Origin of the sequence: Paenibacillus brasilensis, from assembly GCF_009363115.1 — a bacterium.
GTDB lineage: Bacteria > Bacillota > Bacilli > Paenibacillales > Paenibacillaceae > Paenibacillus > Paenibacillus brasilensis.
This window is the reverse complement of sequence record NZ_CP045298.1, coordinates 3,144,757-3,158,578: the sequence shown is the minus strand read 5'-3', so window position 1 is coordinate 3,158,578 and position 13,822 is coordinate 3,144,757. Positions and strand designations below refer to the sequence as shown.

The 13,822-nt window shown below is 46.6% G+C and carries 13 protein-coding genes; 2 read left to right on the top strand and 11 right to left on the bottom strand.

Going from position 1 to position 13,822, the window contains the following annotated elements; all coding sequences use genetic code 11:
- Positions 1 to 140: 140 nt before the first annotated feature.
- The 4 genes from rlmD to GCU48_RS14845 all read right to left on the bottom strand — a co-directional run bounded on the left by rlmD (position 141) and on the right by GCU48_RS14845 (position 4,574).
- A complete protein-coding gene (rlmD, locus tag GCU48_RS14860; protein WP_152380510.1) occupies positions 141 to 1,997 on the bottom strand; it encodes a 23S rRNA (uracil(1939)-C(5))-methyltransferase RlmD in 1,857 nt (618 codons plus the stop codon).
- A gap of 431 nt (positions 1,998 to 2,428) precedes the next feature.
- Entirely contained in the window at positions 2,429 to 3,310 is an 882-nt protein-coding gene (locus tag GCU48_RS14855; protein ID WP_025715534.1) for a diacylglycerol kinase, read from the bottom strand.
- Positions 3,311 to 3,516: 206 nt separating this feature from the next.
- Positions 3,517 to 4,284 (bottom strand): sirohydrochlorin chelatase, encoded by a 768-nt coding sequence (locus tag GCU48_RS14850; protein WP_152380509.1) that lies wholly within the window; start codon positions 4,282 to 4,284, stop codon positions 3,517 to 3,519.
- Complete coding sequence (locus GCU48_RS14845; RefSeq protein WP_007428885.1) at positions 4,284 to 4,574, bottom strand: YerC/YecD family TrpR-related protein; 291 nt, start codon at positions 4,572 to 4,574, stop codon at positions 4,284 to 4,286. Before GCU48_RS14845 ends, GCU48_RS14850 begins: the two co-directional genes overlap by 1 nt.
- A 227-nt stretch (positions 4,575 to 4,801) precedes the next feature.
- Between GCU48_RS14845 and GCU48_RS14840 the strand changes: the two genes are divergently transcribed.
- Positions 4,802 to 5,317 (top strand): hypothetical protein, encoded by a 516-nt coding sequence (locus tag GCU48_RS14840; protein ID WP_025715536.1) that lies wholly within the window; start codon positions 4,802 to 4,804, stop codon positions 5,315 to 5,317.
- A gap of 6 nt (positions 5,318 to 5,323) precedes the next feature.
- Here GCU48_RS14840 and corA read toward each other — a convergent pair whose 3' ends face one another.
- The 6 genes from corA to GCU48_RS14810 form a co-directional block, all read right to left on the bottom strand.
- Positions 5,324 to 6,283 carry a magnesium/cobalt transporter CorA gene (gene corA / locus GCU48_RS14835; RefSeq protein ID WP_152380508.1) on the bottom strand — a complete coding sequence of 320 codons (960 nt, stop codon included), beginning with the start codon at positions 6,281 to 6,283 and terminating at the stop codon, positions 5,324 to 5,326.
- A gap of 535 nt (positions 6,284 to 6,818) precedes the next feature.
- Positions 6,819 to 7,547 (bottom strand): amino acid ABC transporter ATP-binding protein, encoded by a 729-nt coding sequence (locus tag GCU48_RS14830; protein ID WP_152380507.1) that lies wholly within the window; start codon positions 7,545 to 7,547, stop codon positions 6,819 to 6,821.
- A complete protein-coding gene (locus GCU48_RS14825; protein ID WP_152380506.1) occupies positions 7,540 to 8,988 on the bottom strand; it encodes an amino acid ABC transporter substrate-binding protein/permease in 1,449 nt (482 codons plus the stop codon). The genes GCU48_RS14830 and GCU48_RS14825 overlap by 8 nt, the downstream gene beginning before the upstream one ends.
- Positions 8,989 to 9,228: 240 nt before the next feature.
- Positions 9,229 to 10,218, bottom strand: a complete 990-nt coding sequence (locus tag GCU48_RS14820; protein WP_025715541.1) for an inorganic phosphate transporter — start codon at positions 10,216 to 10,218, stop codon at positions 9,229 to 9,231.
- Between the two features lie 14 nt (positions 10,219 to 10,232).
- Positions 10,233 to 10,847, bottom strand: coding sequence for a DUF47 domain-containing protein (locus GCU48_RS14815; protein WP_007428879.1), 615 nt, complete (start codon positions 10,845 to 10,847; stop codon positions 10,233 to 10,235).
- 187 nt (positions 10,848 to 11,034) lie between these two features.
- Entirely contained in the window at positions 11,035 to 12,084 is a 1,050-nt protein-coding gene (locus tag GCU48_RS14810; RefSeq protein ID WP_370881029.1) for a DUF3048 domain-containing protein, read from the bottom strand.
- Between the two features lie 290 nt (positions 12,085 to 12,374).
- On the opposite strand from GCU48_RS14810, the gene GCU48_RS14805 reads away from it, so the two are divergent.
- A complete protein-coding gene (locus GCU48_RS14805) occupies positions 12,375 to 12,893 on the top strand; it encodes a DoxX family membrane protein (protein ID WP_152380504.1) in 519 nt (172 codons plus the stop codon).
- A gap of 108 nt (positions 12,894 to 13,001) precedes the next feature.
- Here GCU48_RS14805 and GCU48_RS14800 read toward each other — a convergent pair whose 3' ends face one another.
- A complete protein-coding gene (locus GCU48_RS14800; protein ID WP_025715545.1) occupies positions 13,002 to 13,793 on the bottom strand; it encodes a dioxygenase family protein in 792 nt (263 codons plus the stop codon).
- Positions 13,794 to 13,822: the final 29 nt, after the last annotated feature.

Genomic DNA, 13,822 nt, shown 5'->3' with positions numbered 1-13,822 from the left:
CAAACTACCGATATCAGTCTTTTTATTAAGTGTAACGATCAAATATTCCTAGTATATATCAGTTTAATTAAAGAATAGTATTATCTTAATTGACAAAAAACCTCCCTATAAAAGGAGGTTCAAAAATTCACCTTCATTAATTAATCATAAGAAGCATCATCTCGATATATTACTACCACGCACTCCACATGCACCGTATGCGGGAACATATCGACGGGCTGCACTTCCACCGTTCTATACCCGCCGTCCTCCAATATCCTTAAATCCCGTGCCAGCGTGCTTGGATTGCAGGATACGTACACCACCCGCTCTGGCTTCATCTCCAGAATGGTATCGAGCAGGCGTGGATCGCAGCCCTTACGGGGCGGATCGACGACGATGACGTCAGCGGTGATGCCTTGCTCTTTCCATCCCGGAATGACGTCCTCGGACGCGCCTACCTCAAACTTCACATTACGCATCTCGTTTAACCGCGCATTACTCCGCGCATCCTCAATGGCTTCTTTTACGATCTCCACCCCATACACCTGATCCGCATGCTGAGCGAGGAACAATGAGATCGTGCCAATACCACAGTACGCATCTATCACCGTTTCCTTGCCCGTGAGTCCGGCATATTCGACGGTTTTGCCATACAGCACTTCCGTTTGGACAGGATTGACCTGGTAAAAAGATCTTGCGGAAATGGCAAACTGGACGTTTCCGATATAATCGTAGATCACATCACGGCCCCATAGCACACGAGTTTCGTCGCCAAAAATAACGTTCGTTCGCTTGGTATTCACGTTCTGGCAAATGCTTGCCACGTGCGGAATATGCTCACGGATACTACCAATCCAAGCATCGACGTGCGGAATATCTCGTCCATTCGTGACGAGGACCAGCATCATTTCACCTGTGCGAAAAGCGGTCTTCACGACGACATGACGCAGCAGTCCGCGTCCGGTTTCTTCATTATATGCACTGATACCCAGCATTCGCCCAATCTCTTTGACACGTGCCACAACCTCGTCGTTACGCTCATCTTGAATGAGGCAGGTGTTCATATCCACGATACGATGACTTCCACGCGCGTAGAAGCCGCCGACAAGCCCGCCCTCGGTGACACCAATCGGCACTTGGGCTTTGTTGCGATACCGCCAAGGCTCACTCATACCAAGGGTAGGATGTACGACTACGCCTTGCTCACGCGCCAAATTTACGGACACGCTGGCGACATTCGGGTCCGTACTTACTGCCGAGGACGAAGCTGTATTCGCCTCTAAACCCGCAAGGGCAGCCGATACCTGTGCTGCCTGATTACCGGATTCAGTAGTCGCGTTTGCATTCGCACCCGAATCCGTTGCGGAACCGGCGCTGGCAGCCACGCTCAGCTTTCCGATACGTTCCAGTACGTCTACAACGTGCTGGCGCTTCCAGCCGAGCTGCGCTTCATAGCTCATATGCTGGATTTGGCAGCCGCCGCACTGATCATAGATGGCACAAGGCGCTGCAATCCGGTCAGGACTGGCCTGCACGATGTCCAGCAGCTTGGCATAGCCATACTGCTTTTTCGTTTTCAGCACCTTGACTCGTACCTTTTCCCCCGGCAATGCGCCTGGTATAAACAGCGTAAAGCCCTCGACACGCCCTACACCCTCACCATCATGATTCATGCCGATAATGTCGAGTATGGCTTCATCGTTTTTTTGTACAGGCAGATCAGCACGCTCTGTACTGGAACGGTTACGATTGGATGTGTGCCGCTCCTGTCCATCACCGGAAGAACGACGAGTCCCTCGTCCTTTTTCCATTCTATTCCGATCTGCATCCTTTATATTTCCATCAAAATTTCCATTTTCAATTCCGATTCCAAGCTGTTCCTTTCCAGTTCCACCTTGAGACCGCCCTTGCTCTCTCTCCCTTTTAGGCTGCACAGTCTTTTTCTGTGGCTTTCCTTGAACAGGAGCTGCTACATTCCGGCGGCTTTTTCCACGTCCGCTACGGTTACTTGTCATGATTCATGTCACTTCTTTCTGGTCATCTTTTTTATACCTATCTTCCTTCAATACATACGATGTAAACGGCCTGCAAGCTATATAAACATCAACTCGAAAATGCCGTTACTCCCCACGGAGAACGGCAAGGATCAATTGCTAATAGGGTCGAAGCGACATAACTACCTCTGTATACCATAGCTTGTCTCGTAGCTTGTCTTTTATTATTATTGAAGACGAAATCTCTTCTGGAGAAGCCAATCTCTTCAAAAAATTATTTTATCGGAAACACTATCGTTCGGAAACAAAAACCTTTCCACATCATTCCCTACCACAGGACTTTTGCAAAATTCGGTTTCAGTCGCGCCAAGATACAATATAAAGTCAGATAAATCATTTCGATTTTTATATTGCTAATTACATACGCTTTGTGGATTTTTCCCAAAAAATTCTCACCGAAATACATTCAAGTGGTGCGGCAAATTCTGGAAAGTTGCAGGCAAAGTTCCTCCCAGTTCGCCATCCAGATTAAGCTGGACATAGCCGGGTGAGGTTACCTCCATATAATCTGTTTTGAAATAAACAATCTTCTTGTCCTGCAAATGCTCGCCACGCAATGCGAGTGTCACCAGCCGGATCATTTCCGCCAGATTGCATTTGCGTACAGCGATGACGTCGAGGAGCCCATCATCTATTGTCGCCCCGGGAGCCAGCTTTTCAAACCCGCCCACCGAATTCGTATTCGCAATCAGGAAGAGCATGAACTCGTCGTGTATCACTTCCTGACCCGATGCTTTAATAATCAGCTCTTGCGGGGCCAGGCTGACCATTTTCTCCATACCTTTAAAATAATAGGCCAGCTGGCCAATCATCGTTTTTAGCTTGCTGGGAACTTCATACGTAAGCTCGGTTAAAGTCCCTCCGCCCGCAATGTTGATAAAGTAGCGGTCATTGGCTTTTCCGATATCCAGCGGCTTCGGATTTTGACGAATAACCAGGTCGCAGTAATCCTCCCACTGCCTGGGGATGCCCATTGCTCTGGCAAAATCATTCGTCGTCCCTAGAGGGAACACACCCAAGGGCGGGCGGTTTTCCCTTTCAGCCATCCCGTTAATGACCTCATACAAGGTGCCGTCGCCACCAGCGGCGATAATCATATCATACCCACGCTCGATGGCCTCTGTTGCAGCACGCGTTGCGTCCCCTTCACCCGTAGTTGCATGGCAAGAGGTTTCAATACCACCTTCATCCAGGCGCTGCAAAACATCCGCAAGACGACGTTTCATTTCCTCCCGCCCGGAGGTCGGATTATAAATTAATCTAGCTCTTTTCATTCCGTTACGCCACCCGTATATTTAATGATATTTATATGCAAATTCCAGTCATCACATTCAGTCTGTACAAAATATCATCATACTGGAAAAAGACCTCTTTTACAATAAAAGAAGCCATCACAGACCTAAATTTGGGAATAAAAGGGCGAAAAATACTGTAGCTAAACTACACGACCTGAACCCAACTGCCAATGACTTGGCCTTGTTCACTCACCCATGCCTTGCATAAGTTCGCAAACTTGCCTGTCCATCCAGGTTGTAAGTAAAGGATGCGGCAACAAAGGATCTCCTGAATAACGGTACTCCAGGCCCTGCAACCGCTTAGGAATCATATGGCGTGTAAAATATCCGGAGCTCAAAAAAAGCGGCGCCACAATAACATCATGACCCCGCTCCTGATTCCAATACGCTGCCTTGTCGTGCACACTTTCTGGATTCAGCAAAGCATAGTCTGTTCGTATGCTACTCACGCTTTGCACGGTACGGGCCAATGAAGAAATTCCTTGCTCCCAGCGCTGAAGAAAGCCATTATGCAAACTTCCGTGTCCAACGAGTAAAATGAGCTCTTTCGCAGGCTGGGCTGACAGTGGAAGAACCTTGTCCCACACCATGCGTGCAACATCTTCTCCGTCATCCAACGGCCTACCGAAATGCACTCGCGCCTTTCTTCGAAAAGGCATCAAATCCGTTTCTTTATCCGGCGCATCCTTGACCCCAAGCGCATAGCTAATCTCATCAACATGTGTACTGCCCGATGACATAAATAAAGGTATCACCAGTAAATCCGTTACATCCACGGCCTCCAGATGATCAATACCATCCTGAATCAATCTTCCTTTAACCGTTTCCAAAAATGAAACCTCTACCGGCATATCCTTCGGCAAATGAAGCTTTGCGACTGCCCGATCCACCTGTTCCACCCAATACGGCTCCCTCGAGCCATGGCTGATTACCAGTATCCCAGGTCTCCGCATTAGCGTCCCAGACGTTCCAGCGTCATTTTGTACCCGTCATTACCATAGTTCAGACAACGCTTAACACGTGAAATTGTGGCTGTACTCGCCCCAGTCTCCGCTTCAATCTGGTTATATGTGCTGCCCTTGCCCAGCATACGAGCAACCTCCAGACGTTGGGAGAGGGATTGAATTTCATTTATCGTGCACAGATCATCGAAAAACACGTAGCATTCTTCCAAATTTTTAAGGGTTAAGATAGCTTCAAACAATTGATCAATACTTTTATCATTAAGCTTTTTGAGCTGCATGGATTATCATCTCCCAAGGTTACAATCTCTCCTCATTGTACCTGAGAAATAGTAGGTTTTTCAAGCATTAACGGTTTCACGCATTACAGAACAACATTACATGACATGAGATTATACCGTACGAATGCCCAAATCCGCATTTATACCTGATTTCGGGACACATGCCTAAACCCACTGTGCGTTTGTAACATACAGTAGAGTATCAACCTGCAAAGGAATGTGATCTCATGCCTGGACACTACTATCATCGGAGGCCGCTACAGCGATCCCTTTCCGATCCGTATAATTCTACTCCCTATCCCGGACTCGATCCATACAGCGAGACTCCACAAGCCGATTCCTCCAGTCTGGTGCCTTATGAAGCGCCAGCGAGTATTACGGATTCCGCTGTGGTTACACCAGACCCGGCACCAGCCAAAGGAGGACTGCTGGGCAGTCTCGGAAATATCAACAATCTCAACGAAATTAAAGGTTTTATCGACCGCATGGGTGGCATTGACGGAATTGTAGCCACTCTTGGCAAGGTACAAAAAGTTATGAGCAGTGTACAGCAATTTGCTCCGATGGCGAAGCTACTCATGGGTTCGCTCCCCGTATTCGGCAAATCCCTCAGTAAAAATTCTGCGCCTGTATCTGAGGAATTGGATGAATACACACCACCTTCACGCCGCCGCCGAAAAAAAACACAACGCAAAAAAAACACTACTCCGCGCAAACGTTCGGTCAAGCGTAAACGTCGTTAGTCCATTTTATTTGAACCAGCCTCTACGCATAAACCAGACCACCATTGCGACACTCAGCAGAAACATGAAAAAAAGGATGCCGAAATAGCCGTATTTCCAGCCTAACTCGGGCATATACGAAAAGTTCATACCATAAATGCCGACAATCAGCGTCAAGGGCATAAAAATCGTCGTAATTACGGTCAACGTCTTCATAATCGAATTCATACGGTTGGAATTGAGCGAAATATAACTGTCTCTCAGGTCGGCCGTCATTTCACGGTCGGCCTCCAGCATATCCGTCAGCTTCAACAGATGATCATAAATATCCGTAAAATAGGCCATATGTTCCCCTTTGCCCTGCACATGCTGCGAATTCAGAACCCGATACATCAGATCGCGCATCGGTACAATTGTACGGCGCAGCTTGAGCAGCCTGGCGCGCAGGGCAAACACCTGCTTCATCAATTCCTCAACGGACTCATGCCTGCCCTGGCCCTCCAGCTCGGCCAATTCATCCTCAATCATGAACAGACTTGGAAAATAATTATCCACCAGCTTGTCCATCACCGTGTAGGCCGCAGCCAGCGGTCCGCGTGACCATATTTTGCGTTCATTCGCATGCTGGACAATCCGTTCCCATGCCTGATCTATCTCATCCAATTCATGATGGTGATAGGTCACCAAAAAACGACTGCTAATGAACAAGTCCACTTCTTCCGCATCCAATGTATCCACATCAAGCGCGTGCACGACCAGAAACTGCACATCCTCATAATAATCCAATTTAGGGCGTTGCAGGACATGCATACAATCCTCCACAGCCAGTGGGTGAAAATGAAAATAGCTCGTTAGCAGCTCCGACTCACGATCTGTAGGCTCGTTGAAATCCACCCATATCCATATGTAATTTTCCATGTCTAGCTGCTCCAGCGGCTGTCCCACCGTCACCTGATGGTCATGACCTATAGCCAGTGTACGTATCACCGAACGTCCTCCTCGTCTACACTGCTGTCTTACATGCTGTATATTGTATATAAGCCATTCTGAATTATACAAATTCCAAGCCCTATATTCCACACGCTAAAATAAGAAAAAAGATATGTCAGGTTCAATACCACCCCTAACATATCCTTAAACTAATTCATTCGGTATCACTTAAATCTTTTTTCATTTCTTTTACAGTTGTGGGATACCCGGGTTCCAACATTCATCGAATGATGCTTACCTCGCTATATCCCCCTCGGCGCAGCAAGCAAAGCGCTGCGCCAATTCCCTCTGCCTATACCCACCCATTTAAAAGTGGGGCAGGCTTTTGTGAAGAAAGGAGGGTTCAGCGGGCAGTAGCGCAGCGGTCCATTTGAATCTGTAGAAGCGACAGCGTTCGCCTTTGCCCCTGAATTTTCACCTTATAAGGTCTTATACAATCCAAAAAATTCAGGGGCAACAGCGATCGGAAGATCAAATGGAACGCGGAGCGTCTCACGAACACCCCCACCCACATTCACAAACCCTGCCCCACTTACAATACCTTCTCTAAAAAACTTATGGTCCGCTCATTTTTCGGATTACTAAATACCTCTTGTGGTGTTCCTTCTTCCACGATGTAGCCACCGTCCATAAACACGACACGGTCGCTTACTTCGCGTGCAAAACCCATTTCATGGGTCACGATCATCATCGTCATGCCTTCACGAGCCAGATCCTTCATTACGCCAAGCACTTCGCCCACCATTTCTGGGTCGAGCGCCGAGGTGGGTTCGTCAAACAGCATAATGTCCGGGTTCATCGCCAACGCACGCGCAATCGCGACACGCTGCTTCTGACCACCGGAAAGCTGGCCTGGCAGTGCATTGGCCTTATCAACCAAGCCAACACGATCCAGCAGCTTCATTGCCGTTTCCCGGGCCTCTGCCTTCGTTTGTTTGCCCAGCTCTGTCGGTGCGAACATAATGTTTTTGAGCACCGTCATATGCGGAAACAGATTGAAATGCTGAAACACCATACCTATATTTTCACGGACTTTGTTAATGTCCACGCTTTTGTCGCCCAAGTTGTAGTCATCGACGATGACCTCACCAGCGGTAATTTCCTCAAGCATGTTCATACAACGCAAAAACGTACTTTTTCCCGAACCTGAAGGGCCAATGACGCATACAACCTCGCCTTCCCGTACTTGCATGTCAATGCCCTTCAGCACTTGGTTACTGCCATAACTTTTTTTCAGATCTTTGACGATAATTTTACCCACGGCGAACTCTCCCTTCAAGACGGTTGGAAATTTTGGTCAGGACTGTAATGACAATAAGATACATTATCGCAACGACCAGCCAAATATCAAAGGATTGGAACGTCCGCGCAATAATAATTTTACCGGATTGGGTCAATTCGACCAGACCGATAACAGACAAAATGGACGTATCCTTCAATGTAATAACCAACTGATTGATAAACGACGGGATCATGATTTTTACAGCCTGTGGCAAAATGATTTTGAGCATAGCCGTCCGATAAGGAAGACCAAGTGAGCGAGCCGCCTCCATTTGTCCCGGATCAATAGACTGAATACCCCCGCGGATAATTTCCGTTACATAAGCACCCGCGTTTAAAGACAACGTTAATACAGCTGCAGCAAAAAGCGGCATTTTGAAACCCAGTGCTTGTGGAATACCAAAATAGATAAAAAATGCAAGAACAATCAGCGGAATACCGCGGAATACATCAACGAACACCGTCGCAATACCACGGAGCACCTTGTTATGGCTTACCTTCATAAAGCCAAACACCAGCCCTAGCAAAAAGGCTATGAGCAAAGAAACCAGGGTGTACACCAGCGTATTCCCCATCCCTTTAATCAACGCAGGCAGCGAAGCGGAAATCAGCTCCCAGCGGCTATGCTTGACAGGTGCCACTCCTTTGCCGGATTCGCCCAGATATTTGGACATGATTTTGTCATACTCCCCGCTGTTGCGAATATTAACAAGTCCGGCGTTGAATTTCTCGATCAGTTCCTTATTGTTACCTTTGTTGACAGCAAAACCGTAAGAACCGCCCTTTTCCTTATCCGTCACCAGTTTGAGGCCATTATTTTGTGTCACACCGTATGCCAATACCGGAAAGTCATCAAAGCAGGCAACTGAATTCCCTGTTTTGACTTCATCGTACATTTGAGAAGAATCGTCAAAAGGTACCATCGTAAAGCCGTATTTATCCTTAATGGATTCCGCGAAGGTATAGCCTTCCGTTCCTGTTTTTACGGCTACACGCTGCCCCTTCAAGTCCTCATAGCGTTTAATCGTATCATTATCTTTACGGACCGCCATAACGACCCCTGAATCAAAATAAGGCTCTGAAAAATCAAATTTTTGCTTGCGTTCGTCGGTGATACTCATCCCGGCAATAACGCCATCCACTTGATTTGTTTCAAGGGCCTGCACTGCCGCGTTAAAGCCTAGAGGCTTAATGGTAAACTCAAAATTTTGATCCTTGGCAATAGCCGCCAGCAAATCCATGTCGATTCCGACAAATTTTCCATTTACATCTTCAAACTCAAAAGGCGCGAACGTCGTATCCGTGCCAATATCATATTTTGCTTTATTTTCTGCATGTGCTACTACCCCGAAGTTACCGGCCAGGGCAACCACAAAAAACAAACAAATTATGAGTGGTATTAGTTTTCTAGATTTTTGCATAATTTCCTCCAGTCAGTGAACGGTTCAAAGTTTTCTGTTTATTTTACAGGAGTTATTAAAAATTGACTACTTTGATGTCAGCTATTTTTGAAATAACATTTCATGGGACTATCTGGATATGTGAACTTTAAAGGCGGAATTTTGACCCCTGAATGCCAATAAGCCCCTGCCGCAAAAGCGGACGGAAGCTTATTCTGTATCCTATAGTGTGTGTTTTTTTTCGTGAAATAATAATGAAAACTAGAAAAGAATTTTGAAAATCAATCCCGACAACAGTGCAGAAATAGGGATCGTTATCACCCAGGTTATGACAATACGACCAGCCAGCGACCATCGTACAGCCGAGAATCGCTTCGCAGACCCTACACCCAAAATTGCCGAGGTAATGGCATGAGTGGTACTTACAGGCAAATGAAGCAAGGTGGCTGTGAAAATAACTGAAGCCCCCGAAATGTCGGCTGCGAATCCATTAATAGGGTCGATTTTAAAAATTTTGGTCCCCATCGTCTTGATGATCTTCCAGCCCCCAATGGATGTACCCAGCGCCATGGCTGTTGCGGCCGAAATTTTTACCCACATTGGTACTTCCAAATGATCCTGATAGCCTGCCGCGACGAGTGCAAACGTGATAATCCCCATCGCCTTCTGAGCATCATTCGTACCATGCGTGAACGATTGAATGGCTGCCGTAATAACCTGCATTGTACGAAAGCCTTTGTTCACTGTATGCGGACTGCGTTTAGCGAAGATGTACTTCAATATCAACATCACAATATAACCGACAACAAAAGCAATCAGCGGGGAGAAAATCAGTCCCTCAACAATCCCGATAAAGCCGCTCCAATTTAATTTATCCTGGCCCGCACCTACATACACGGCTCCAGCCAACGCACCAATCAATGCATGGGAAGAGGATGAAGGAATACCGAACCACCAGGTCAAAAGATTCCAGATGATCGCAGCGATGAGCGTAGCAATAACAACATCAATACCATTCGTAAGCTTGGTAGGATCAGCAACACTTCCACCAATCGTCTTGGCAACTCCCGTAAACATGATAGCTCCGAGAAAATTCATGATTGCAGCCATAATAATCGCACGTCGCGGCGTTAAGGCGCGGGTCGAAACCGAAGTAGCAATCGCGTTCGCCGTGTCATGAAATCCGTTAATAAAATCAAATGCCAGAGCAAGAAAAATAACAATACCCAATACCAATAAACTTGTATCCATGTAAAAGGACTCCCTTACGAGTTACGCATAATGATCGATTCCAGCATATTTGCAACATCCTCGCATGAATCCGTTGTCGTTTCAAGGCGTTCGTACAGTTCTTTGCGTTTGATAAGCTCAATAGGATCAGTTACAGTTGCAAACAGGTTTTTGATGCAAATACGCAGCAATTCATCCCCCTGATTTTCCAAATCATTCAGGCGAATGGTGTACTCACGAATAGCCAGCAATTTCTTTTGCGAAAGCAAATGTACTGCTTTCTGAATTTCATAAGCTGATTGGCGCAAAATATCAGCGAACTGAACAATATACTCGTCCGGCTCCGTAATGTTGTACATATAAAAACGCGAGGCCGTTGCTTCCAGACCGTCCAGTACATCATCCATGGTCGTTGTCAGTTCCATGATGTCGTCGCGTTCCAGCGGCGTGATGAAGGTCTTGTTCAGCTCAGTAATAATCGTGTGTGTGTAATCATCACACTTATTCTCATACTTCTTCATTTCATTAGTAAACAAAGTCACATCTTGAAGATTTGAAGTATGTTGGGCAAAATAATCGGCTGCTTGCACGATCGTATCTGCCATATTTTCCAACGTCTCGAAGAATATATCCTTTTTCTTCAATCTCATAACGATTACCCCTTTACGAAAATATCCGCAACCTGTTTCGACTGCAATAGACAACCTTTGCTATCTTATCACACTCATCAATGTTTTTGTAATGTTTGTAAAAGCAAATTTCAGGATATACGTATACAATACCCGACACAGAAGGTCATAATCCGACATTTTTTTCCTAATCAGGGTGATTCCGTTTTTATATTGCTTTTACAATTACATGCTCATTTAGCGAAGTATCTGCAGGTACCACATGTATATAGGATGTACCCGGCGTCAACGGAATTTCAACTCCATTTTTCATAAAACGAACCGCGTCACCGGGCGTATGCTGCCATTGTGCACGTATAACTCGTCCTTGTTGAAACACCATGGCCTCCCCACTACCGTTCAGCTCAACACTCAATCTGCCTACATCGTCCAGCGTTCGATGGCTGGCACTCATCACAATAACATTGGCCGCAGAAAGCTGTTGGTTATTATTTTGATCCATATGTGACTTTTCGTTCACAAAACGCTTATATTGTTGATCCGCCGAATCGTAGGTGTAGGATACGCGATAGCTTTTGAGCAAAAAACGGATTTGCAAGGATACTGCACTCTCGTCTGTCATGACCGGGGCTTCCCCGGGTTTAAGGTAAGGGTATTCGGGAATCTTTGCCTGTTCGGCATACCCTTTATGATCAATTCCTTTGCGCAATCTGCTTATATCCGTGTACAGATTATGGGGAGGACGACGATCCTTGCTCCGCCAAAAGTAAGCCCCTCCATTTGATATCTCATCCAGATGCTCCTTCCGCTGCTGCTGTAAAATTGCATAGGCATCTGTGCTTCCCCCTGCATGGATCGGCAACGCACCATAGGTTTCGCCCAGCTCAATCAGGTACGGTCGAATGCTACGAACCGGACCGATCTTCACATCTCCATCATAACTTTGGAAAAAAGCGATCAAACGGGTAATTCCGCCTTCTGCAAGAACTTCATATACCATGTCTGCCTGGCTAAGCCCTGCCTGTGGACGTGCAGCCGGGGCGTTGTTAATCATAATCGCAAGCGGTCGCTCCAAAACAGGCTGTTCCACCGGAAGACCGGTAAGCGGAGCTGTAAATGCCGGAATGGACTGCTCTTTGGGCGGTTCAACCTCCAGTTCTGTGTTTTGCTCGTTCGATTGGGGGGCGGGCTCAGATTCACCCGTTTTGGACAAAGTAGAACAAGACATCAGCATCATGCATAACAGAACTGAAGCCATCACACGCAACCATTGAGTTCGCTCGGAAATGGACCTGGACAAGTTTATCCCTCCACTTTAGATATTTTTCTCATTATAAGCTTTATTTCCTGTTTTTGTCTTGATCGAAGATCCTCCTCCGATAGAATGCTTATCTGAAGACATTAAAATTTTAAAAAATATTCAGACTTTGTGATTTTTATCACAAATAAGTGTAACTGAACTTAATACAATAAAGGTGTAGCAGAGATGATCATCCCAAACCTAATGAAATACAACACATTTTGAGATAAGAAAGAAGAGTGGTTTAAATGTTTAACACCTGGTTGCGTGAAAATAAAGCAGCGATGTGGCTGCTGACTGTAGTACGGGTTTATCTCGGATATGAATGGATGAGCCATGGACTTGAAAAGTTGACTGGCGGATTTGACGCTGGTGGATTCATCTCGGGAGCCATTGCTAAAACGGGTGGGGACCATCCCGCTGTACAAGGGTGGTGGGGATCGTTCCTCGAAGCCTTTGCCCTGCCGAATGTCGGTTTGTTCAACGTCCTGATCCCACTGGGTGAGTTCTTGGTCGGGGTTGGCCTGCTGCTCGGTACACTGACTACACTGGCTGCTTTGATGGCCATGGTCATGAACTTCTCGTTCCTCTTCTCGGGTACAGTAAGCACGAATGCAATCTACCTGCTGTTTGAAATCTTCCTGGTGGTTGCTGGTGCAAATGCCGGACGGATTGGCTTTGACCGTTGGGTACTGCCCTTCCTGCGTGGACTGTTTAGTAGAAATAAAGATACTTTTCCAGCCGATCCCGCTCGAAAAACAGCTTAACTAACCCCAAAACAACCGTTACCCTCCGGGCTAATGGTTGTTTTTTTATAATACACAAAGGAACTTCCATTCCCACATACTGTGTGGATTCGGAAGTTCTTTTCACATTTATTGATCATTTTCCTGACCAAAAGCCCAACAATTAAGGCTTAGCGAGCCCAGGACATAGCTTTGAAAAAGCTTGCGTGCCGAGCGCTGATCATCCGCAGCCCCCATCACATAAAACAAAGGTGAAAAATGCTCAATCCCGTAAGAAGGGACCGCCTGCTTGGCATAAGGAGCCTTCTTATCATATTGGAATAGATGACGTAAATTCCAGTCTTGAAGCTGCTGTCCAATCCAGTCATCATATTGAACCGCCCACTCGGCCGGCTCATTCGTTTCCTTGAGTGTTCGCAGGTTGTGTACCAATCCGCCGCTGCCGATAATCAAAATACCTTGCTCTCGCAACGGTGCCAGCATCTGCCCAATCTCATACTGCTCCTGCGGAGCGCGCCGGGAATCAATAGAAAGCGGGACGACAGGTATGTCCGCATCAGGATATATATGCCGCAAAACCACCCATGCTCCATGATCCAGTCCCCGGTTCCGAACCGGCTGATGAAACAGGTTATGCTGACTGAACAGATGCTTTATCTCCTCATACAGCTTTGGATCGCCTGGTGCAGGGTAATCAAGTGTGTACATTTGCTCAGGGAAGCCATAGAAATCGTGCAACGCTGCATGCTGATCGTCCGCGCCGATACATTGATCAGGACTATCCCAATGCGCGGAAAAAATGACTATTCCTTTGGGTCGGGGCAGGCTTGCGCCCAGCTCTGCAAGAAAGCTAGTATATGCGTTATTTTCTACAGCCAGTGTCGGTGAACCGTGCGCAACAAAAATTGAGGGTAATGTCATCGCTGCCAACCTCCACACGCCAGTATAGT